The organism is Actinoplanes sp. NPDC019969 (assembly GCF_055562375.1).
Genome location: NZ_JBVHFK010000007.1, coordinates 221,940 through 243,765 on the forward strand (window position 1 = coordinate 221,940; position 21,826 = coordinate 243,765).

Genomic DNA, 21,826 nt, shown 5'->3' on the forward strand with positions numbered 1-21,826 from the left:
GGCATGCGGCCGGCCGCGATGAAAGGCATCCGGAGTGAAGCAGTTCAACGACCTGATAGCGGACTTCTGGCGGGACTACGCCGCAGTGGTCCTGCTGGCCGCCGGCCTGCTCGGCGTGGTGCTGCTGATCGCCTTCGCGGTCTGGGCGAAACGCTCGAAGAAGCCGCTGCGGCCCCTCGCCCTGGCCTTCAGCATGAACCTGGCGCTGCTGCTCAACGCCGAAGGCATGTGGGTCATCGCGATCGACCAGCTCAACCTGCCGGCGATCTTCGCGGTGCTGGTCTTCGCGGTGTTCGAGATCTGCTTCCTGACGGCGACGTCCCTCGCGGCCGAACAGTACCGGCGCACCTCCGTGCACGCCCCCGACGGCACCATCGTCACACCCGGCCACCCCGGCGCGATGCTGTACATCGCGGCGCTCATCGCGGGACTGTCCGGTGTCATCGTGGCCAGCAACGCGGCCACCTTCACCGAGAAACTGCTGCGGCTCGCCGTACCCTGCATGATCTTCCTGATGTGGTGGGCGGCCCTCACCGCGGCGGGGCAGCGGGTGCGGCGGGGACGGTTCGCCTACAGCCCGCGCCGGCTCGCCGAGCGGTGGGGATGGCTCATCCCCGACGACGACCCCGATCTGGTACGGATGGGGGCCGAGCGCCAGGTCCGCCGGATGGTCGTGAACTACCACCGGGTCAGCGCGGGCCGGTTCCCGAAGGCGTGGTGGCGGTCGCGGTTGCTCAAGGACGCCCGCACCGCCGGCGAGCCGGTGGTCGACGAGGTGATCGAACAGCTCGACCGGATCCAGCGGGTGATGGATCTGCTGGTGCCCGGCGCGCCGCGGATCACGGTGCCGGTACGGGACCTGACCGCGGTGACCGTCGCCGCCCCGCCTGTCACGCCGGCTCCCGAAGCTCCGGAACCGGTGCGCCCCGCCGAGCCGGTTCCCCCCGTGGAGCAGGCGGCGTCCTCCGTGGAGCCGGCTGCTCCACCAGTGGGGCAGGCGGTTCAGTTCGTGGAACCGGTGCAGTTCGTTCAGCCGTCACCGCCGCCCGCTGCCGCCGTCGCTGCCGCCGTCGCCGCCGCCGTCGCCGTCGAGGAGACCGTTCCGATGCCCGCGAACGGGGTCGCGGTGGTCCCGGCGCAACGGCCCGCCCCTTCTCCCGGCGCCGCGCCCGAACCGGTCCCCACCGAGCCCGGCCCGGACCCGGTGGCCCCCTCGGCGGCCGCCCCTCCCGCCGTACCCGCCTGGGCGTCGACGGTCACCGGCGCGCGGCCGGCGGTGAGCATCGCCGGATCGCCGTGGTGGCGGCTCGCCGTCGACCGGCTGAGCAAGATGGTCGCCCAGGAGATCAACGCCGAGGATCTGCCGGAGATGAACTACCTGCGGATCAACGAACTCGCCCGCAAACTCGCGCCCCGGGTGTCGGAACTCGGCGAAGGCGTCGTCCGGACATTCATCAACGAGTACGTCCGTGAACTCGACGGGGAGCACGTCGAATCGGCGTACCCGTGGCGCGACTTCCTGCCCGCACCGCTCCCGGCCCCGCCCGGCTCGGAAGCCTGGCACGCCGCCCTCGCCGCCCTCCGGGCCGCCCTCGAGGACGAACTCGGCGAAGGCCAGCCGATGGACCCGGAAGCCCTCGCCGAACTGCTCGCCCCGAGCGCGCCCCGCCTCGACGACCGGACCATCCGCGAGTTCATCAGCGACTACCTGCTCGCCCTGAACGGCATGACCGTCACCGGCGACCAGCCGTGGGCCGGCCTGCTGCCCCGCCCACGGCCGGCCCGCCCGGCCAGCGACGAGGAACTGCTGGAGATGCACGGCGCGGAACTGTTCGAACACCTCCGTACCACCGGCCGGCTCACCAGGTACAAGGTGCAGGCGGTCACCGGCATCAAGAGCCGCGTCCAGGCCGACCGCCTGAAGGCGGCCATCGAGGAACGCGCCGCCGAAACCGCGTCCGCCTGACCCACGGCGCCGCGTCCCGTGGCCGGCCGGCTTCCCGCTGGCGGTGACGGGGCTGGGCGACGGCTGGGGAGGTCGGCTGTACGGCAGGCCGGTTATCGGCCGGCGGTGACGGGGCTGGGCGACGGCTGGGGAGGTCGGCCGTGCGGCAGGCCGGTTATCGGCTGGCGGTGACGGGGCTGGGCGACGGCTGGTGATCGGGGTGGGATCTCCGGCGGGTACGGGGGTTGAACCGCCCGCCACTGGTTGCTGAGCTCCCGGGGGAGTGTCAGGCGGTGCGGGTGGTGATCCAGACGGAGCGGGTGCTGCGGACGGTCAGGTCGGTGCGGTGGCGGAGGGCGTACGGGCCGTCGTCGGCGAGCAGGGTGTCCAAGGTGGCGAGGTCGTCGGGGGAGATGCGGTCGGCGATTCCGGAGCGGAACCGGCGCAGGGTGGCCAGCGCGTAACGGACCCCCGGTTCGGGAAGCGGGGCAGGCAGGTCGACGGTCAGGTCACGGGACTCCAGGATGTGGAGACCAGCGGCGGTCAGGCGGGCCGGCCAGTCGGAACCCATGTGCGGGAGGTGCTCGGCGCGGGCCTGCTCGGCGGCGGTGTGGCAGCGGGCCTCCAGGCCGGGTTCGCCGAAGCCCAGGTCGTCAGGCAGGAACCGGGGCATCGCCTCCATCTCGATCATCGCGAAGAGGCCGCCGGGGACGAGCGCGGCGTGGATGTCCCGAAGCACCCGGTCCGGGTCGGACAGATGGTGCATCGAGGAGGCGGCCCAGATCAGGTCGGCTGATCCGGTCGCGGGCCATCCGGCGTCGAGGTCGGCCTCGGTGGGGTGGATCCGGTCGGCGAGACCGTGGCGGCGTGCGCTCGCGGCCAGGTGGGCCAGCATCTCCGGGGAGGTGTCGACGGCGGTCACCGTGGCCTCCGGGAACCGGCGGAGCAGCGCGAACGAGCCACTTCCGGTCCCGGCGCCCAGGTCGATCACGGTGCGGACCGTGCGCTCACCGGCGAACTCGGCGATCCGCCGGGTGAGGTCGGCCACCTGTTCGGCCGCCACTTCGGCATCCAGGTCGAGCATCTCCGACAGCCCTTCGCCCAGCGGAGCCCCGCCGTGCCCGTGCCCGTGCCCGCCGCTGTGCCCGCTGCCGTGCCCATTTCGGTCCCGGTGCTCGCTGTGTCCGTGGCCGTGCTGTGAGGCGAGCCCAGGTCCATGCCCGTGCCCGCCGCCCTGGCCGTGCTGGGAGCTGAGCCCATTTCCATGCCCGTGCCCACCGCCCTGGCCGTGCTGGGGGCTGAACCCATTTCCATGCCCGTGCTCGCCGCCGTGGTTGGTGCCCTGGCCGGGATCGCCGCCGTGCCTCCGGGTGTGTTCGGCGCCGTGGCTGCGGGTCGGACCGCCTTCGAGGTGGGGAGTGGCGGCGGGGGGCTGAGTGGGTTCGGGGTGCTGTGCCATGGGACGACTGTAGGTCGCGATTGCCTCTGACGCATACAATCTTGCGTATGACGCAAGACGCCGAAATGGACGCGCTGGTTCGAGCACGTATCCGGGGACTCCGGATCGCCAAAGGGTGGTCGCTCGACGAGCTGGCGGGGCGCTGCTATCTGAGTCCGTCGACGCTCAGCCGGATCGAGACCGGGCACCGGCGGATCGGGCTGGACCAGCTCACGGCGATCGCGCGGGCGCTCGGCGCCAGTCTGGACCAGCTCGTCGACACCGGGGGCGACGCGGTGGTGATCAAGCCGCACCATCATCCGGAGCGCGGGATGACCACCTGGCTGCTCAGCGGCGAGGAGGGTGGCGCCGGGCTGACCGTGGCCCGGATCCGGCTCACCCGCCCCGCGTCGCGGCGGCCGGAGGATCAGAAGGTGCATCCGGGCCGGGACTGGTTCACCGTCCTGTCCGGCACGGTCGAGCTGCTGCTCGGCGAGCGGGAGATCGTGGTCGAGGCGGGGGAGGCGGCGTCGTTCTCGACGATGGTGCCGCACGTGTTCGGCGCGCGCGGCGGCCCGGCCGAGGTGATCGCGGTCCTCACCCCGGACGGCGAGCGGTTCCACAGCGAGGCATGACGCCGCACGGTCCGCGTCGCTTGCGGTTCGATCTTGTTCTGGTACGGGCCACGCACGGTCCCGTGACTCGCGGCGGCTACGGCAGGCGTTCCCGCACGATCGTCCCCCGGTGCGGCTCATGCATGCCCCGCACGGTCACTTCAACAGCAGGATCTTGTTCGGCTGGTTCTCAGGGCTGTCTCGGGGCGCTCGAGACAGCCCGGGGAACCAGCCGGAGGCGCCGCGAGGGTGGCAGGGGAAGCGTTCAGTGGGCCGCCGGTGGATGCCTCTTCCGGGCGGCGTGCATGGGTGGCCGTACCGGGAAGGATGGTGTGAGCGGAAGCCGGCCGCCTGCCGTGAGAGACGCGGGGTGGCGGCTACAGCGCGGGCGGTGGCGTGCAGCTGGAGCGCCAGACCAGGGTGGCGTCGGCGTTCTCGGTGTGCGGCTGGGCGCCGTCGCCGAGGGCCAGGGCCATGGCGCGTTCGCCCATCTCGACCAGGGGGAGTTTGACCGTGGTGAGGCCGGGGGTGACGTCGCGGGCGATCGGCATGTCGTCGAAACCGGTGACGGAGATGTCGTCGGGGACGCGGATGCCGCGTTCGCGCAGGGTGGCCATGGCGCCGACGGCCATCGAGTCGTTCAGGGTGATCAGGGCGGTCAGGTTGGGCTGGGCGTCCAGCAGGGACGCCGTCGCGGCGGCGCCACCGTCGCGGGTGAAGTCGGAGTAGATGATGCGGGAGGCGGGCAGCGGGATGCCGAGCTCGTCGAAGGCGCGGCGGAAACCGGTCAGGCGGTCGGTGGTGGTGGTCAGGTAGCGGGGGCCGGAGATCACGCCGACGTCGCGGTGACCCAGGCCGAGGACGCGCAGCCCGAGAGCGTGCGCGCCCTCCTCGTTGCCGGGCAGGACGGCGCTGCCGATCAGATGGTGCCGGCCGATCACGGCGACCCGGCCGCCGGCCTGCTGGTACGCGTTCAGCTCGCCGTTGAGACGCTCGGTGAACTCGTCGTCGTGGTAGCCGGAGCCGGCCAGGATCAGCGCGTGCACCTGCTGGGCGCGGAGCAGGCCGACATATGCCAGTTCACGCTCCGGCTCCCGGTAACTGTTGCAGATGACCAGGAGCCGGTCGTGCGCGCCGGCCTGGCGTTGCAGGCCGCGGGTGATCTCGGCGAAGTACGGGTCGGAGACGTCGTGGACGATCACGCCGACCGCTGACTTGCGAGGGCGGGCCACGTTCTGCGCGTGCGCGTTCGGCACGTAGTGCAGCTCGCGGACCGCGGCGAGGACCCGCTCCCGGAGCTGCTCGTTGACCTTCTTCGCGCTGTCGTTGATGACGCGGGACACCGTGGCCGGGGACACCCCGGCGAGCCGTGCAACATCCGCCAGGGTGACCGCCATCAGCACAGGTTAACGGCCGAGCAGCGTCACCGTGTCGACGACCCGGTTGGCGAATCCCCACTCGTTGTCGTACCAGGCCACAGCCTTGACCAGGCGGCCGTTCGCGGCGGTGAGCAGCGAGTCGAAGATCGAGGACGCCGGATCGCCGGTGATGTCCGAGGAGACCAGCGGATCGGTGGCGAACCGGAGCACGCCGCGCAGCGGGCCGGACGCCGCCGCCTCGAACGCGCTGTTGATCTCCTCGACCGTGACCTCCCGGCTGACCAGTGCGTTCAGCTCGACCAGCGAGCCGACCGGGACGGGCACCCGCACCGAGTAACCGGCCAGCCTGCCGGCCAGGCGGGGCAGCACCGCGCCGATCGCCTTGGCCGCGCCGGTGCTGGTCGGGGCGATGTTGAGGGCGGCGGCACGGGCCCGGCGCAGGTCGCGGTGCGGGCCGTCCTGCAGGTTCTGCTCCTGGGTGTACGCGTGGATCGTGGTCATCGACCCGGCCTCGATGCCGGCCAGGTCGTCCAGCACCGACGCGACCGGGGCGAGGGCGTTGGTGGTGCACGAGGCGTTGGAGATCACCCGGTGCCGGTCGGGGTCGTAGTCGCCGTGGTTGATGCCGTACGCGATGGTGATGTCCGCGTCCGTGGCCGGCGCGGTGACCAGAACCTTGCGGGCCCGGTGCGCGGCGGCGCCGGTGGTGAACCGGCCGGTCGACTCGACGGCGACGTCGATGTCGTCCCACGGCAGCCGGGACGGGTCGGGCTCGGCCGTCACGGCGATCTTCCGGCCGTCGACGATCAGGTGGTCCTCGCCGGCGACGACGGTGCCCGGGAAACGGCCCAGGGTGCTGTCGTACCGCAGCAGGTGGGCGAGGGTCCGGGCGTCGGTCAGGTCGTTGATGGCGACGATCTTCTCGGGGGCGGCCCGCAGGACGCTGCGGCCGATCCGCCCGAAACCGTTGATGGCGATTCTCATGCCGTCGACTCTGCTCGCCGCGCCGGAACCCGGGCAGGGGGCGCAGCGACAGATCGCGCAAGCTTTCCGCCAAACGCCCGCCGGTAGTCGCGCGGCGTGGTCCCGAGGATCCGCTGGAAGTGCATCCGCAGGTTGGCGCCGGTGCCCAGCCCGCACCGGGCAGCGACCTGATCGACCCCGAGATCGGTGGTCTCCAGGACCTGCCGGGCCAGGTCGACGCGGGCGCGCAGGATCCACTGCATCGGGGTGTAGCCGGTGTCCTCGACGAACCGGCGGCCGAACGTGCGGGTGGACACTCCCGCGTGCCGGGCCATCTCCGGTACGCCGATCGGCTCACCGAGCCGGTGCAGCGCCCACTCGCGGGTGGCGGCGAACACGTCCCCGAGGTCCTCGGGCAGGCTGCGGGCGATCACCTGGGGCTGGCCGCCGCTGCGGTACGGCGCGGCGACGATGGTCCGGGCCACCTCGTTGGAGGCGCGTACTCCGTGGTCGCGGCGGATCAGGTGCAGACAGAGATCGATCCCGGCGGCCTGCCCGGCGGAGGTGAGGATCTGCCCCTCGTCGACGAAGAGCACATCCTCCACAACCGATATCTCCGGGTATGTCCGGGCGAGGAGGCCGGTGCGGGACCAGTGGGTGGTGGCGCGCCTGCCGTCCAGCAGACCGGCGGCGGCCAGGACGAACGCGGCCGTGCAGATCGACACCGTCCGGGCGCCCCGGCCCGCCGCGTCCCGCAGCGCGCCCAGGATCTGCCGGCCGGGCGGATCGGGACAGCGGTTGTAGGCCGGCACGATCACGGTGTCGGCGCCGGCCAGCGCGGAGAGACCGTGCTCGACGACGAAGCCGAGACCGTCACGCCCGGTCACCGGCCCGGCCTCCAGAGAGCAGTGCAGCAACTCGTAGGGCAGGCCGTGCCGCGGGTTGAACAACTGCGCGATGATCCCGACGTCCAGAGGGTTGGCGCCGGGCAGGACCAGGATCGCTATTCGGTGGGACCGCACCCCTCAACTGTGCATGGTGCCTGGAAACGTGTGAGCAGCGCGTGTACCGTTGGCCGGTCGCGGAAAGGACGGTCAGCGATGAGGGAAGACCGGAGCCGCTCGACCGGGCGTCCGACCTTGGAGGAAGTGGCGGCCCGGGCCGGGGTCGGCCGCGGGACGGTGTCCCGGGTCGTCAACGGGTCGGCCCAGGTCAGCCCGAAAGCGCGGGAGGCCGTGCAGGAGGCGATCGACGCGCTGGGCTACGTGCCGAACCGGGCAGCCCGGGCGCTTGTCACGCAGCGTACCGATTCGATCGCCCTGGTGATCTTCGAGTCGGGGGAGCGGTTCTTCGCCGAGCCGTTCTTCGGCCGCATCGTGCAGTCCATCTCGTCGGTGCTGGTCGCCCGGAACCTGCAGATGGTCCTGATGATCGCGCAGGCCCCGGAGGAGCGCCGCCAGCTCGAGGGCTACCTCACCCGCCAGCACGTCGACGGCGCGCTGCTGCTGTCGCTGCACGGCGACGACCCGCTGCCGGCCATCCTGGAGGAACGCGGCGTGCCGACGGTCCGCGCCGACCGGCCCTATCACCCGGAGCCGGTCAGCTTCGTCGACGCCGACAACCGCGGCGGCGCCCGGGCGGCCGTCACCTACCTGCGCGAGCAGGGCCGGCGCTGCATCGCCACGATCACCGGCCCGCTCGACATGGCGGTCGGCATCGCGCGGTACGACGGGTTCCGTGACGTGGTCGGCGACGGCCCGGCGGCCCGTGGCGACTTCGGCGAGCTCAGCGGCGCGACCGCGATGGAGTGGCTGCTCCAGCAGTACCCGCAGATCGACGCCGTGTTCTGCGCCTCCGACATGATGGCCGCCGGCGCGCTGCGGGTGCTGCGCCGGGCCGGGCGCCGGGTTCCGGAGGACGTCGCGGTGATCGGCTTCGACGACTCGGTGGTCGCGCGGCACACCGATCCGCCGCTGACCAGCGTCTACCAGCCGGTCGAGCAGATGGGCCAGGAGATGGTCCGGCTGCTGCTCGCCAAGATCGACGGCGAGGACTCGACGGCGTGGGAGACGGTCCTGCCCACCCGCCTGATCCTGCGCGGTTCCGCTTAGACCCCGGCTGGTTGTCAGGGCTGTCTCAGCGCCGCGGAGACAGCCCTGACAACCAGCCGAGGTCTCACACGCTCGCGCGCAGGTCGGCCAGCCGGTCCTGGAGGAGCGCGGCCCGGGCCGCGGAGATGCCCCGCTCGTTGAGCCGCTGGCGGACCTTGCGGCGCAGCTCGTCGACCTGATCGGAGACGGCGGCGCTGTCCTCCGGGTCGATCAGGCGGAGCAGGTTCTGGAAGTCGAGGGCCACGTCGGAACGGATCTCCCCGTTGGCCGCGCCCTCCTCCACGGCGGCCTGGAGCCGGCTCACCGCGGCGTCCACGTCCAGCGGCGGCCGGGTGGTGGGGGTCTGCTTCGCGGCGGTCACCTCGGGCGACGCCGCCGGTGGGGAGGGCTCGGCGGCCGTGGTGGTGGCCGACGGCGCCGGCTGGGCGAACTCGGGATCCCGGTCCGGCGATGAGCCGACCGCGTTGACCACGGCGACGAACACCACGGCGATCACGGCCAGGGTCACCCCGATCGCCACCCGCCGGACCAGCGGCGACGGGGTCCGGTCATAGGCCGGCAGCACCTTGGCGTGCCCGGTCGGCGGGCGGCCGGGCAGCGGGATGGTGAGCCGGGCCGGGGCGGACGGGATCAGCCGGGACAGGATCCGGCGGGCCTGCGCGGCGGACGGGCGGTGGGCCGGGTCCTCGTCGAGACAGCGCATGATCAGCTCACGCAGGCGGGAGGGCAGGGACTCCGGCAGCGGGGTGGGGCCGTGCGCCTGGGCGGCGGCCAGTTCCTCCCAGGTGTTGACGTCGTACGGCGGCTCGCCGGTGACCATCTCGAACAGCAGCACGCCGAGCCCGTACAGGTCGGTGGCGGGCTCGGCGGGTTTGCCGTCCAGGCGTTCCGGCGCCGCGTAGGCGGGGGTGCCGAAACTCGCGCCGGTCTCGTCGTCGTCCGGCTCGCCGGCGGCCGCGCTGATCCCGAAGTCGAGCAGTTTGACCCCGCCCGGGCAGAGCATCACGTTGCCCGGCTTGATGTCGCGGTGCACCACCCCGGCGGCGTGCGCGGCGGCGAGGGCCTCGGCGACGGCGGTGCCGATCGACACCGCCTCGCCCCACGGGATCGGGCCGCCGCTGTCGTGCAGCCGGGCCGCCACGGTCTCCCCGCCGAGCAGCTCCATCACCACGAACGGGGCGACCGAGCCGTCCGGGCGGACCGCTTCCCGGTAGTCGTGGACGGCGGCGATCCCCGGGTGCTGCAGGCGTGCCGCGAGCCGCGCCTCCCGCCACGCCAGGTGCGCGGCCCGGGTGTCACCGGCGGGGAGCTTGACCGCGACCGGCCGGTCCAGCAGCTCGTCGGTGGCCCGCCAGACCTGCGCCATGCCGCCGGTCTCCAGCAGGCTGACGAGGCGGTACCGCGTGGCGAGGAGGACGCCCGAGTCCGGCCAAACTTCGTGCATGCCAGGGACATTCACGCAGTGCGGCGGGCATGTCAACTCCCGCGAGTGTCGCGGGCGGCGCATCTCACCGTCGATGAGAAATCAGCACCGCTACCGATCGGCAACCGGGAGGGTCACCGAGCAGCACCCGGCGGCCCGAAACATGGGTGTTCCCCGAGCTGAGGAGTTCTTCCCGATGCGTATGCGCCGTACCGCCGCCGCTGTTGCCCTCGCCGCCGCCGTCACGGTCTCCGTCGCCGGAGCCGGTGTCGCCTACGCCGCGCCGTCCGGCGGCTCCGCGACGGCCGCCGCGGCCAAGAAGCCGGCGACCCCGGCCAAGAAGCCGTCCACCCCGGCCAAGAAGCCGGCGCCCACGCCGACCCAGACGACCGCGAAGCCGAAGCCCACGCCGACCAAGAAAGCGGTCAAGGCCAACTTCCAGGCCAGCGGTACGATCACCGCCGCGGCCGCCGGCAAGATCACGGTGGCCGTGAAGAGCGGCACCACCGACGTCCGTGGCAAGACCGTCACGATGACCGTCGCCCCGGCCGCCCAGATCATCGTCAACGGCAAGAAGGTCAAGGTCGCCGCGCTCGGCGCCGGCCTGAAGGTGTCGATCACCGGCACCCGGCTGGACAGCGCCTACACCGCCGCCAAGGTCCAGGCGTCCGGCAAGGTGACCGCCCCGAAGCCGGCCCCGACGACCAGCACCAGCCCGGCGCCGACCACGGCCCCGTCGCCGTCGCCGTCCGTCGAGCCGTCCACGCCCGCCGAGACCGCCGCGCCGACCGTGCCCGCCGAGCCGACGACCGAGCCCACCACGTCGCCGACCGCCGAGCCGACCGTCGAGCCGACTGCCGAGCCGACCACCGAGGCCCCCGAGGAGGAGGAAGAGGGCGAGTAAGCCCTTCCCGGCCACCGGTGACCGGTACGCCCCACCCGCCATGACAAGCCGGGGCGTGCCGGTCACCGGCGTTTTCGCTAAGAAGTCGGCGGTATCGGTCGATTGCAGCCGGGGACGTCAGGAGTAGAACGGGAGAGTCGGCATGCCTCCAGCGGTGCGCGCCCCACTGCGGCGGGACCCGGTGCTGATCACGCTCGTGGCGGCCGGTCTGCTGGTGCTCGGCGGTTTCGTGCTGGACGTGGGCACGCCCCGGCAGCAGATCCTGGCCGGCTGGACGATCGCCCCGGTTCTCGACTTCCTGCAGTTCTGGCTGTCCCGCCGGGTCTACCGGCTGCCCGGCCTGCCGTTGCACGCCCGCCGGTTCTGGCAGGCCGTCGCCGCGGGCGGGCTGATCTTCTGCGCCGGCGACCTGACCCAGCTGCTGAGCGTGGTGTCCGGCCCGGACACCGGCGTGATCGTGTTCCACCCGGCGCAGTCGGTCGCGGTGATGCTCGGCGTGTCGGTGGTGTTCGTGGTCGCCCTGATCCGGCGGCCGGAGCGGCAGTGGTCGCCGCGGGACTGGAACCGCCTGCTGCTCGACACCGGCATCGTCAGCAGCGCCGCCGCCGTGGTCGCGTGGTGCCTGATGACCCGGCCCGGCCTGGCCCAGGCGGGCCCGGCCGACTACCTGGTCGCGGTGTTCGGCTGCGCCCTGGTGCTGTGCGGGGTGTTCGTCTCGGTGCGCTGCGGCCTGAGCGGCGAGGCGCCGCTGACCCCGGCCTCGGCGATCGCGCTGGTGGGGTCCACGGTGCTGATCGCGGTGGCGAGCGTGATGCTGCCCGAGTCGGCGCCGACCGGCGTGCAGATGGCGGTGGTGATCGTCCCGTTCCTCGTGGTCCTCGCCGGCCCCCGGATCCAGGAGCTGCACGGCGTGGAGGGGCTGGACGGCCTGCAGTGGTGGGGGTGGGCGTCGCGGCCGCGGTACGCGCTCCTGCCGTACGCCGGAACCGTGATCTGCGCGGCCGCCCTGGTGATCGTCCTCGCCACGCAGGGCCTCGGCGTGTCCGCCTGGGGCGCCCTGGCCGGTCTGCTGACCAATGTGGCGCTGGTGGTGGCCCGTCAGGTGCTGGCGCTGGCCGAGAACAACCGGCTGCTCGGCGAGATCCGCAACCGGGAGCAGCGGCTCACCTCGCTGCTCGAGCACTCCAGCGAGATCATCTCGATCGCGTCGGCGGCCGGCGAGTTCCGGTACATCAGCCCGGCGGTGGAACGCATTCTCGGGCAGCCGGTGGCGGGGGCGACCGGCCGGTCCGCGCTGGACATCCTGCACCGCGAGGACCGGGCCCGGCTGCACGGCGAACTGGTCCGGCTGTACTCCACGCCCGGCGCGGAACTGACCTACCAGGGCCGGTACCGGCACGCCGACGGGTCGTGGCGCTGGCTCGAGGTGGTGTCGGTGAACCTCACCGACAAGCGTGGCATCGGTGGCGTGGTCTCCAACTCCCGCGACGTCACCGAGTCCCGGGAGCTGCACGAACGGCTCCGCTACCAGGCCGGGCACGACGAGCTGACCGGGCTGGCGAACCGGCGCGGGTTCACCGCGGCGATGGCCGCGCGCGCCGGGGACGTGACGGTGCTGCTGATCGACCTCAACGGCTTCAAACAGATCAACGACACGTACGGCCACGCCGCCGGCGACGGCGTCCTGCGCCACGTGGCCGGCCTGCTGCGCTCCTGCGCCGGCCCGGGCGACGTGCCGGCCCGGCTCGGCGGCGACGAGTTCGCGGTGCTCGCCGGCGGGGACACGGCTGCGGGGGAGCGGCTCGCCGGCCTGCTGCGGGACGCGCTGCGGACCCCGGCGGATGTGGACGGCCGCGCGCTGCGGGTGGGCGCCAGCATCGGCGTCGCGTCCGGGCCGGCGGCCGAGCCGGACCAGTTGCTCAACACCGCCGACCTGCGGATGTACCAGGAGAAGCAGCAGACCCGGGCGTTCACGTCATGAGGCGCCACACCATCGCCACCGCCGCGATCTGCCTGCTCGGCACCCTCTGGTACCTGTGCTGGGCCGCGTTCGCGCCCGGCCCGGTCGCCGTCGGCTACCTGTTCATGCCGCTGTCCATGGGAACCGCCGGGCTCGCGGTGCGGGCGCTGCGCCGGGCGGTGCCCCTGGCCCCGGCCGGCCGCCGGTTCTGGGTGCTGCTGGAGGTCTGCTGCCACCTGTTCGCCGCCGGCTTCCTGCTGCTCCTCGCCGACGCGGTGCGGCTGGCGCCGGAGATGCCGGCGATGCCCCCGGCCGGCGCCGCGCTGATCGGCGCCGGGGTCGTCGTCGCGATGTGGGGCGTGGCGCAGGTGCCGCTCGGTGTCACCAGCTGGTACGAACGCGGCAAGCAGTGGCTGGACCGGACCATCGCCTTCCTCGGCTGCGTCACCGTCCTCTGGCATTTCGGCATCTCCCCGATGATCTGGGCGTCCGAGCCGTGGACCGCCTCGGCGTTGTCGATCCTGCTGCTGGCCTGCCTGTTCGCAGCCGGTTCGATCACCAAGGTGGCGTACATCGCCGGCGGCCCGGTGGACCGGACCGCGATGCGGCTGGTCGCCTCGACCGGCCTGGGCGCGGCCGTGGTGGCGCTGCTGGCCGTCCTCGGCGGCTACAACGGCATCCTGCCCGGCCAGGCGGTGTGCATGCCGGTCTGCGGCCTGCTGATCGCGCTCGCCACCCGCCGCCAGATGCGCGCCGCCACCGAGGCGCCGCGTGACGCCGCGAACGTGTGGCTGCCGTACCTGGCGGTGCTGGCCGTCGACATCCCGGTCGCCGACGTGCTGATCCGGCAGCGCTTCTGGGCGCCCGGGATACCGGAGGGCCGGCTCATGGTGTCGGCGGCGGTCCTGGTCACGGCGCTGGTCGCGGTCCGGCAGTACGTGGTGTTCCGGGAGAACACCCGGCTGCTGCGGGAGAAGCAGGAGTCGGAGGCGCGGCTGCGGCACGAGGCGACCCACGATCCGCTGACCGGCCTGGCCAACCGGGCGCTGTTCCGGCAGCACCTGGAGGGCGCCCTGGCGAGCGGCCCGGCGACCGTGCTGCTGGCCGACCTGGACGAGTTCAAGACGGTCAACGACTCGCTCGGCCACGACGCCGGGGACGGTCTGCTGGTCGTCTTCGCGGACGTGCTGCGGGCGGCGGCCGGGCCGGGCGGCGCGGTGGCCCGGCTGGCCGGCGACGAGTTCGCGGTGCTGCTGCCCGGCGACACCGGCGGTGAGGCGGTCGCCGAGCGGATCACCGCGGCGACCGCGCTGCCGCTCGGCGAGCAGCGGCTGCTGGTCCAGTTCAGCGCCGGCCTGGCGACCGCGCCGCGGGGCACGCCGGCGAGCCGGTTGCTGCGCCGCGCCGACGCCGCCCTCTACGCCGCCAAGCAGCGCGGGCGGGCCAACTGGCTGCGGTACGCCGACGGGATGGAACGGCCCGCGTCGGCGCACGCCCGGCTCGGCGGCGATCTGCGCCGGGCCCTGGACGCCGCCGAGTTCCGGCTCGTCTACCAGCCGATCGTGGACCTGCGGGACGGGCGGATCGTCGGGGTGGAGGCGCTGGTGCGGTGGGAGCACCCGGAACGCGGGCTGGTGTCGCCGGCCGACTTCATCCCGGCCGCCGAACGGACCGGGCTGATCGTGCCGCTGGGCCGCTGGGTGCTGCGTGAGACCTGCCGGCAGGCGGCCGCGTGGATCGCCGCGTTCGGCCCGGGCGTGCTGGAGAAGGCGGCCCCGAACGTGTCGGTGCGCCAGCTGCACGACCCGGACTTCGCCGCCGACGTGGCCGCCGCCGTCGCCGACTCCGGCCTGCCGGCGAACCTGCTGGTGCTGGAGCTGACCGAGTCGGCGGTGCTGCGCGGCCAGCAGGTGTCCCGGGTGCTGCACGAGGTGCACGCGATGGGGGTGCGGCTGGCGCTGGACGACTTCGGCACCGGCGAGTCGTCGCTGAGCCTGCTGCGGGCGTTCCCGGCGGCGATCGTCAAGCTGGACAAGTCGTTCGTCGACGGCATCGAGCTGGACGAGCCGGGCAGCCCGGCGGCCGACGCCCGGCAGGCGGTGGCCCGGGCGGTGGCGCAGCTCGCGGACGCGCTCGGCCTGGACACGGTGGCCGAGGGCATCGAGAACCAGGAGCAGGCGGACCGGCTGCTCCGGCTCGGTTACACCGTCGGCCAGGGCTATCACCTGGGCCGGCCGATGCCGGCCGACCAGCTCACCGAGATCTTCGCGGCCAGGCAGCGGGTGGCCGCGGCGGCGTGAGGGCCCGATATCGTACGGCCCATGGACGCGGCCGACGACGGAACGAGCACAGCGGGGTCGCTGCGGGACTGGCTGGAGCGGCTCGCCTTCGCCGACCTGGCCGAGGGCGACGCCACCGCGCGGATCGTCGACGCGATCGCGAAGTGGGCCGACTGGCAGGGCTGGCGTGTCTACCTGCGGGCTCCGAGCGTCTTCCCGCTGCCGCCGCCGCTGCGCGGGAAGTCGGTGCTGGACGTCGCCTGCGCCCGGCCGAGCGCGCCGCCGATCGCGATCGAGGTGGACCGCACCGACCGGCAGCGCACCGTCGACAAGCTGCTGGCCGAGGCCGCCGCCGGGCGGGTCGCGATCTGGGTGCGCTGGGGCGCCGGCCCGTTCCCGCCGCCGCCGGTTCCGGTGCATCTGGTGGTCGTCGAGGCCGCCCGCCGGTCCGGTCGATGGCATACGGTGTCGGCGCGGCCCGCGCCACGTCACTCCGGAGCGGTCACCGCCGCCGAGACCGTGCACGCCGAGGAGCTGCCGTGGGAACCGTGACCGAGAGCCCGTACCGACTCGCCTGGCGGGTCACCGAGCCGCTGCACGCGATGGTCTACTTCGTGCCCGAGGCCCCGGAGCGGTATGCGGCGTTCGGCCTGGACGCGATGGACGGCTACTTCGCGTCCCGGGCCGCCGCGTACGGGCCGGCCGGTCCCGGCCTGGTGATCGCCACCTTCTACAACTTCAGCCCGCGCCGGGTGCGCCGGGCGCTGCCGTCGGCCTGGTCGAAGGCGTCCCCGGAGCAGCTGGTCGCGGCCCGGCTGGACGCCGCGGACGCCGCCCTGACCCGGGGCCTGGGCGCCGCGGTGCTGGCGGGCCCGGAGGTGGCCGAGGCGGCCGCGCTGGCCCGGACCGCCGCGCTGGCCGCGAGCGAGCAGCCGCACGGGCGGCCGCTGTTCGCCGCGCACGCCGAGCTGCCGTGGCCGGAGCAGCCGCACCTGGTGCTGTTCCACGCCCAGATGCTGCTGCGCGAGTTCCGGGGCGACGGGCACGTGGCGGCGCTGGTCGCGGCCGGGATCAGCGGGCTCGACGCGATCGTGCTGCACGCCGCCAGCGGTGAGGTGGAGCCGCGGTTCCTGCAGGCGACCCGCGGCTGGGGCCGGGAGGCGTGGGCCGCGGCCGAGGAGGAGCTGCGCGGCCGGGGGCTGCTCGGCGAGAGTGGGCTGACCGAGGACGGGGTGCGGCTGCGGGCCGGGATCGAGGAGACCACCGACCGGCTGGCCGAGCCGGCGTACCGGGTGCTCGGCGAGGAGGGCTGCCTGCGCCTGGCCGCGCTGACCCGGCCGTTGAGCCGCACGGTGGTGAAGGCCGGCCTGCTGAATCCGGCCGCCCTGGTTGAGCGTAATCGGGGGTGAGGGTGCTAACGCATCGTGTCCCCGGAATCGTTTGCCGGAGAGTAGTCGGTAGGTCACGCTAGGTGCGTGACACAACATCAGCGGAGACACCCGGCGTCCTGGTGGGCGCAGTTCCAAGAGGCCTCCGAGCGGTTCGACGCCGCTTACCTGACCGAGGGGTTGGGTGACCTGATCAACGCGAAGATCAGCTCGCAGTTGCTGCGGCGGGAGGCGGAGATCGCCACCGACGTCGTGGTGCGGCATCTCAACAAGCCGCACGCCGAGGAGCTGGCCGAGCGTGCGCAGAAGGGGGTGGAGCGGCTGATCGCCACGGTGGACCGGCTTGCCGAGCGGGCCGGTGACGGGTTCTCGCTCGCCGAGGCCCACGCGGCCTGTGCGCTGCTGGAGGGGCGGTTCGGCGATGCCGCCCACGCGGCCGAGGAGTTCGTCAAGACCCAGCAGATTCTGCGGATCTTCGTCGGCGCGATGCGGATGGAGCGGTTCGACGCCGACGTGGCGGTCAAGATGCTGGCCGCCGGGCATGACCCGTCGGCGGCCATGCAGTCCGGCATGGTGATCGGCAAGTACAGCTGGTGGCCGGCCTGGCTCATCAAGATCGTCACGGAGCGGGCGATGAACGGGCACCTGGACGAGGAGACGGTCGCCGCCCTGGACCGGTGCGCCTACGCGACGCTCAGCCCCGCCCAGTCCCGGATCGCGCGCCGCCTGCTGGAAGGGGAGGACGCGCTGATCGACGCCTCGGCGGTCCGGCTGGAGGCCCTGGGCGAGGCCGACGCCGCGGAGAAGCTCCGCAAGGGCGACCTGACAGCCGTTGCCCTCGCCGCCCGCCTCATCCCGGTGTGAACCCACGAGCGTGTGGAGTACGGGCGCCATGGGCGGCCGTACTCCACACGCTGTCGGGGTTAAGCGCCGCCCTCGGTGAGCGTCACGGTGGCCGGCTGGAAGGCGGAGCCGGTGACGTCGACCCCCGCGGCCTTGGCCTGCTCGATCGCCTGGTTGATGTAGTCGTTCGTGTAGGCCAGGCCCTCCGGTGCCTTCTTCAGGACGGTGTCGCCGGTCTGGTTCCTCGTGGTCAGCGAGATGTCGACGGTCTGCTTCCAGGCCGCCTCGTCGATCACGCCGATCCCTGAGCCGGCGGCCGGCCAGATCAGCTTGCTGGTCTCGTTCATCTGCCACAACTGGTGGCTCCTGCCGAGCTTGGAGCCCTTGGCGACGACCAGGTCACGGCACTTCTCCGCGTTGTCGCGGCAGAACGCCCAGCCCTTGATCGTGGCGGTCAGGAACTTCACGGTCTGCTGCTGGTACGCCGGGTCGTTCAGCTTCTCCGTGTTCGCCCACACCGCGTCCTGCAGCATCGACGAGCCCTCGGTCTTCCAGTCGATGATCGCGAAGTCGCCTGCGGTGTACAGCTTGCCGGTCGCCGGGTTCTTCGCCTCGAGCAACTGGGCGTACTCGTTGTAGCTCATCGCCTGGGCGGCGTCGATCTCCTTCTTCAGCAGCGCCTGCATGTCGAACTGCTGCTGCACCAGGGTGACGTCCTTGCCGGGGTCGATCCCGGCCTTGGTCATCCCGGCGAACAGCTCGAACTCGTTGCCGAAGCCCCAGTTGCCGACCTTCTTGCCCTTGAGGTCGGCGGCCTTGGTGATGCCGCTGTCCTTCCAGGCGACCTGGTACGTGCCGGAGCGGGCGAAGATCTGCGCCACGTCGGTGATCCCGGCGCCCTGCTCGCGGGAGGCGAGCGCCTTCGGCACCCAGGCGACCGCGTAGTCGGCCTTGCCCTGGGCGAGAACGGTCTGCGGGACGATGTCGACCCCGCCTTCGAGCAGTTCCACGTCGAGGCCCTGCTCCCGGTAGAACCCCTGGTCCACGGCGGCGATGTAACCGGCGAACTGGGCCTGGTAGAACCACTGCAACTGCAGCTTGACCGGGGTGAGGGCGCCGCTGGCGCCGGGAGCCGGAGTGGCGGGCGTATCGGCGGTGCCGCAGGCGCCCAGAGCGAGCACCGAAGCGAGAAGGATGCGGGTTATCTTCACGACGCGAACCCCTTAACTAGCTGATCAAACTTCGTTTCCAGGGCATGGCCAGCCGCTCCAGCAGGAGTGTGACCAGGTAGAAGGTGAGTCCCAGGAGGCAGGCGCCGGCCACGAAGGCCCACGCCCGGGGATAGGCGGTGAACGCGGCGGCGGAGGTGATCCGCGCGCCGAGCCCGTCCTGCAGCCCGCCGAAGTACTCGGCGACGACAGCGGCGATCACGGCCAGCGACGACGCCTGCCGCAGGCCGGTGAACAGGTGCGGGAGCGCGCCGGGCAGCCGCACCTTGCGGGCGAAGGTCCAGCCCGAGGCGGCGTACGTGCGCATCAGCTCCTGATGCACCGGGCTCACCTCGCGCAGCCCCCGCAGCAGGTTGAGGAAGACCGGGAAGAACACCACGATGCCGGTGACCAGGCGCCGGGGGACGCTGCTGGTCGACTCGAACATGTTGTTGAGGATCGGGGCGAGCGCGATGATCGGCAGCGCGTTGATCACCGCGGCGAACGGGATCGACACCTCGCCGAGGAACCGGGACCGGCTGGCGGCCAGCGCGGCGACCACTGCCAGCAGGGTGCCGCCGATCAGGCCCACGAGAGCGTTCGCGCCGCTGGCCACCGCCGCGTCCACGATGTTGCCGCGCTGCTCGGCGATCTGCGCCCCGATCGCCGACGGCGCGGGCAGGATGAACGGCGCGACCCGGCCCGCGGTCACGAAGACCTCCCAGAGGACCAGGGCGAGAACACCGAAGATCAGGGGCGGGAATACGCGTCTCATGCGCGCAGCGCCTGTCGTACCTCGGTGATCTTCTCGAAGTAGACCGGCGCCTGCCGGCCCACCTCGTCCCGGGACGGGAGCTTCACCTCGATCGACGCGGTGATCCGGCCGGGCCGGGCGGACATCACCACCACCCGGTCGGAGAGGAACACCGCCTCGGAGATCGAGTGCGTGACGAAGACCGTGCTGGTGCCGGTCTTCGCGCAGATGGCGAGCAGTTCGGACTGCAGGCGTTCCCGGGTCATCTCGTCGAGGGCGCCGAACGGTTCGTCCATCAACAGCAGCGGCGGTTGTACGGCGAGGGCCCGCGCGATCGCCACCCGCTGCTGCATGCCGCCGGACAGCTGACCGGGGTAGTGCCCGGCGAAGTCGGACAGCCCCACCAGCTCCAGCATCTCCTCGGCCTTGGCCTGGCGTTCGGCCTTGGACGCCCCGCGCAGTTCGAGGGGCAGCTCGACGTTGCGCCGGACGGTCCGCCACTCGAACAGGCCGGCCTGCTGGAAGGCGATGCCGTACTCCTGTTCCCGGCGGGCCTGGGCGGCCGGGCGCCCGGCGACGGTGACCGTGCCGGTGGTCGGCTCGATCAGGTCGGCGATCAGCCGGAGCAGGGTGCTCTTGCCGCAGCCGGACGGCCCGATCAGCGACACGAACTCCCCGTCACCGACCGTGAGGTCCACTTCCGACAGAGCCGGCACCTCGTCGGCTCTGCCCTTGTTGAAGATCTTGGTCAGGTTGTCCACCACGACCGCGGTCACAGCGTCACCACCTCCACGTGGCGCCGGTGCCGCATCAGCGGCAGTTCCAGGAGACTGACGGCGCCGGCGACCAGCAGGCCCAGCAGGGCCGCGCCGAGCATCGCCGTGTAGACCTTGGCGGGATCCGAGGTGGCCTCCCGCGAGTACTCGATGATCAGGCGCCCGATGCCCCCGCGGGTGCCGGTGGAGATCTCCCCGACCACCGCGCCGACCACCGCGGCGGCGCCGGCCAGGCGCAACGCCGGGAACAGGTACGGCAGCGCCGCCGGGAACCGGAGTTTCACCAGGGTGCGCCACCAGCCCGCCGCGTAGCTGCGCATCAGCTCCACACCGCTCGCCGCCGGCGACTGCAGCCCGCGCAGCATGCCCACGGCGACCGGGAAGAACGCCAGGTAGGCCGCGATCACCGCGACCGTCGCCCAGGGCGGCATCAGGGTGCCGCCCCAGCCGGCGATCAGCGGTGCCAGAGCCACCAGGGGGACGGTCTGGGAGAGGACGACGTACGGCAGGAGGCCGCGCTCCACGATCCGGAACCGCTGCATCGCCGCCGCCAGCACCAGGCCGATCACGGTTCCGGCGAGGAAACCCACGGCCGTGATGCCGAGGGTGAACAGGCAGGCGTCCAGAACCACCAGCCACACCGGGCGGCCGCCGGTCATCTCCGGATCGGCCAGCCGCCGCAGCACCGTCCACAGGTGCGGCATGGAGAGGTCGTCGGCGCGCGGGAGGACCCGCACGCCGAACACCACCGTCCCCTCGGGATCACCGGCGGCCTTGTAGCCCTCCCAGACCAGCGCTGCCGCGATCAGTCCCACGACCACCGAGAGGATTCGCCTCATGCGAACGCCGGGATGATGCTCTGCCCGTACGCCGCAAGGGTTCGATCCTTGTCGTCGTGCTGGAGGTAGACCGCGAACTGGCCGACGCCCAGCTCCTTGAGCTCCTGCAGCCGCTTGACGTGGTTCTCCACCGGGCCGAGCACGCAGAACCGGTCGACGATCTCGTCCGGCACGAACGCGGTGTGGCTGTTGCCGGCCCGCCCGTGCTCGGCGTAGTCGTACCCCTGGCGGGCCTTGATGTAGTCGGTCAGCGCCTGCGGCACCGCTTTCCCGTCGCCGCCGTAACGGCTCACGATGTCGGCGATGTGGTTGCCCACCATGCCGCCGAACCAGCGGGTCTGCTCCCGCTGATGCGGGATGTCGTCGCCGACGTAGGCCGGGGCCGCCACGCAGAACGTGATCGCGTCCGGATCCCGTCCGGCCTTCCTGGCCGCGTCCTTGACGGCTTCGATCATCCACTCGGCGATGTCCGGGTCGGCGAGCTGCAGGATGTATCCGTCGCCGACCTCTCCGGTGATGGCCAGGGCCTTCGGGCCGTACGCCGCCACCCAGACCTCCAGGCGGCTGTCCGCGGCCCAGGCCAGGTGCAGCTCCCGGCCGCGGACCGTGACCGTCTCGCCGTTCCCGAGGCCCTTGATCGCCAGGACGCTCTCCCGCAGCTGACCGAGGGTCTGCGGGGTCAGGCCGAGGACCCGGAGCGCCGAGTCGCCGCGTCCGATGCCGCAGACCGTGCGGTTGCCGTACATCTCGTTGAGGGTCGCGAACGTCGAGGCGGTGACCGTCCAGTCCCGGGTGCCCGGGTTGGTCACCATCGGGCCGACGACGATCCGTTCGGTCGCGCCGAGGATCGCCGAGTAGACGACGAACGGCTCCTGCCAGAGCACGTGCGAGTCGAACGTCCAGAAGTGGCTGAAGCCGGCGGCCTCCGCCTTCTTCGCCCACTCCACGACCTCCCGTGCGGGCGGGTCGTTCTGGAGCACTACACCGATGTCCACGTGGCCC

19 protein-coding genes are annotated in these 21,826 nt (G+C 72.6%); 9 read left to right on the forward strand and 10 right to left on the reverse strand.

What is annotated here, in order from left to right; genetic code table 11:
• Positions 1-34: 34 nt before the first annotated feature.
• Entirely contained in the window at positions 35-1,966 is a 1,932-nt protein-coding gene (locus ACZ3II_RS22205; protein ID WP_465519603.1) for an MFS transporter, read from the forward strand.
• A 265-nt stretch (positions 1,967-2,231) separates the two neighbouring features.
• On the opposite strand, the gene ACZ3II_RS22210 is transcribed toward ACZ3II_RS22205, so the two are convergent.
• The gene (locus tag ACZ3II_RS22210) at positions 2,232-3,029 is read right to left on the reverse strand and encodes a class I SAM-dependent methyltransferase (RefSeq protein WP_465519604.1); all 798 of its coding nucleotides are present in this window, start codon (positions 3,027-3,029) and stop codon (positions 2,232-2,234) included.
• Positions 3,030-3,451: 422 nt separating this feature from the next.
• On the opposite strand from ACZ3II_RS22210, the gene ACZ3II_RS22215 reads away from it, so the two are divergent.
• Positions 3,452-4,018, forward strand: a complete 567-nt coding sequence (locus ACZ3II_RS22215) for a helix-turn-helix domain-containing protein (RefSeq protein ID WP_465519605.1) — start codon at positions 3,452-3,454, stop codon at positions 4,016-4,018.
• A 356-nt stretch (positions 4,019-4,374) separates the two neighbouring features.
• Here the strand turns inward: ACZ3II_RS22215 and ACZ3II_RS22220 are convergent, their stop codons facing one another.
• Genes ACZ3II_RS22220 through ACZ3II_RS22230 form a run of 3 tightly spaced genes read right to left on the reverse strand, consistent with a single transcriptional unit; the run spans position 4,375 to position 7,361 of the window.
• On the reverse strand, positions 4,375-5,394 hold the full coding sequence (locus ACZ3II_RS22220; RefSeq protein WP_465519606.1) for a LacI family DNA-binding transcriptional regulator: 1,020 nt from the start codon (positions 5,392-5,394) through the stop codon (positions 4,375-4,377).
• Positions 5,395-5,403: 9 nt separating this feature from the next.
• Complete coding sequence (gene gap / locus ACZ3II_RS22225) at positions 5,404-6,360, reverse strand: type I glyceraldehyde-3-phosphate dehydrogenase (protein WP_465519607.1); 957 nt, start codon at positions 6,358-6,360, stop codon at positions 5,404-5,406.
• A complete protein-coding gene (locus tag ACZ3II_RS22230; protein ID WP_465519608.1) occupies positions 6,357-7,361 on the reverse strand; it encodes a GlxA family transcriptional regulator in 1,005 nt (334 codons plus the stop codon). The genes gap and ACZ3II_RS22230 overlap by 4 nt, the downstream gene beginning before the upstream one ends.
• Before the next feature lie 78 nt (positions 7,362-7,439).
• Between ACZ3II_RS22230 and ACZ3II_RS22235 the strand changes: the two genes are divergently transcribed.
• The gene (locus tag ACZ3II_RS22235; protein WP_465519609.1) at positions 7,440-8,450 is read left to right on the forward strand and encodes a LacI family DNA-binding transcriptional regulator; all 1,011 of its coding nucleotides are present in this window, start codon (positions 7,440-7,442) and stop codon (positions 8,448-8,450) included.
• Between the two features lie 64 nt (positions 8,451-8,514).
• Here ACZ3II_RS22235 and ACZ3II_RS22240 read toward each other — a convergent pair whose 3' ends face one another.
• Positions 8,515-9,894 (reverse strand): serine/threonine-protein kinase, encoded by a 1,380-nt coding sequence (locus ACZ3II_RS22240; RefSeq protein ID WP_465519610.1) that lies wholly within the window; start codon positions 9,892-9,894, stop codon positions 8,515-8,517.
• A 175-nt stretch (positions 9,895-10,069) separates the two neighbouring features.
• On the opposite strand from ACZ3II_RS22240, the gene ACZ3II_RS22245 reads away from it, so the two are divergent.
• From ACZ3II_RS22245 to ACZ3II_RS22270, 6 genes are all read left to right on the forward strand, one after another.
• Positions 10,070-10,777 carry a hypothetical protein gene (locus ACZ3II_RS22245; RefSeq protein ID WP_465519611.1) on the forward strand — a complete coding sequence of 236 codons (708 nt, stop codon included), beginning with the start codon at positions 10,070-10,072 and terminating at the stop codon, positions 10,775-10,777.
• 142 nt (positions 10,778-10,919) lie between these two features.
• Positions 10,920-12,758, forward strand: a complete 1,839-nt coding sequence (locus ACZ3II_RS22250) for a diguanylate cyclase domain-containing protein (protein WP_465519612.1) — start codon at positions 10,920-10,922, stop codon at positions 12,756-12,758.
• The gene (locus ACZ3II_RS22255) at positions 12,755-15,037 is read left to right on the forward strand and encodes a putative bifunctional diguanylate cyclase/phosphodiesterase (protein WP_465519613.1); all 2,283 of its coding nucleotides are present in this window, start codon (positions 12,755-12,757) and stop codon (positions 15,035-15,037) included. The genes ACZ3II_RS22250 and ACZ3II_RS22255 overlap by 4 nt, the downstream gene beginning before the upstream one ends.
• Positions 15,038-15,058: 21 nt before the next feature.
• A complete protein-coding gene (locus ACZ3II_RS22260) occupies positions 15,059-15,568 on the forward strand; it encodes a hypothetical protein (RefSeq protein WP_465519614.1) in 510 nt (169 codons plus the stop codon).
• A complete protein-coding gene (locus ACZ3II_RS22265; RefSeq protein WP_465519615.1) occupies positions 15,556-16,425 on the forward strand; it encodes an SCO6745 family protein in 870 nt (289 codons plus the stop codon). The genes ACZ3II_RS22260 and ACZ3II_RS22265 overlap by 13 nt, the downstream gene beginning before the upstream one ends.
• Positions 16,426-16,491: 66 nt before the next feature.
• A complete protein-coding gene (locus ACZ3II_RS22270; protein WP_465519616.1) occupies positions 16,492-17,268 on the forward strand; it encodes a hypothetical protein in 777 nt (258 codons plus the stop codon).
• 59 nt (positions 17,269-17,327) lie between these two features.
• On the opposite strand, the gene ACZ3II_RS22275 is transcribed toward ACZ3II_RS22270, so the two are convergent.
• From ACZ3II_RS22275 to ACZ3II_RS22295, 5 genes are read right to left on the reverse strand one after another with little or no spacing between them, the layout of a single operon-like run.
• Entirely contained in the window at positions 17,328-18,458 is a 1,131-nt protein-coding gene (locus ACZ3II_RS22275) for an ABC transporter substrate-binding protein (protein ID WP_465519617.1), read from the reverse strand.
• Positions 18,459-18,474: 16 nt separating this feature from the next.
• The gene (locus ACZ3II_RS22280; protein WP_465519618.1) at positions 18,475-19,230 is read right to left on the reverse strand and encodes an ABC transporter permease; all 756 of its coding nucleotides are present in this window, start codon (positions 19,228-19,230) and stop codon (positions 18,475-18,477) included.
• Positions 19,227-19,985: an ABC transporter ATP-binding protein gene (locus ACZ3II_RS22285; RefSeq protein WP_465519619.1), complete on the reverse strand. Its 759-nt coding sequence runs from the start codon at positions 19,983-19,985 to the stop codon at positions 19,227-19,229. Before ACZ3II_RS22285 ends, ACZ3II_RS22280 begins: the two co-directional genes overlap by 4 nt.
• Positions 19,982-20,824 carry an ABC transporter permease gene (locus ACZ3II_RS22290; protein WP_465519620.1) on the reverse strand — a complete coding sequence of 281 codons (843 nt, stop codon included), beginning with the start codon at positions 20,822-20,824 and terminating at the stop codon, positions 19,982-19,984. The genes ACZ3II_RS22285 and ACZ3II_RS22290 overlap by 4 nt, the downstream gene beginning before the upstream one ends.
• Positions 20,821-21,819 carry a TIGR03842 family LLM class F420-dependent oxidoreductase gene (locus ACZ3II_RS22295; RefSeq protein WP_465519621.1) on the reverse strand — a complete coding sequence of 333 codons (999 nt, stop codon included), beginning with the start codon at positions 21,817-21,819 and terminating at the stop codon, positions 20,821-20,823. The genes ACZ3II_RS22290 and ACZ3II_RS22295 overlap by 4 nt, the downstream gene beginning before the upstream one ends.
• Positions 21,820-21,826 lie beyond the last annotated feature (7 nt).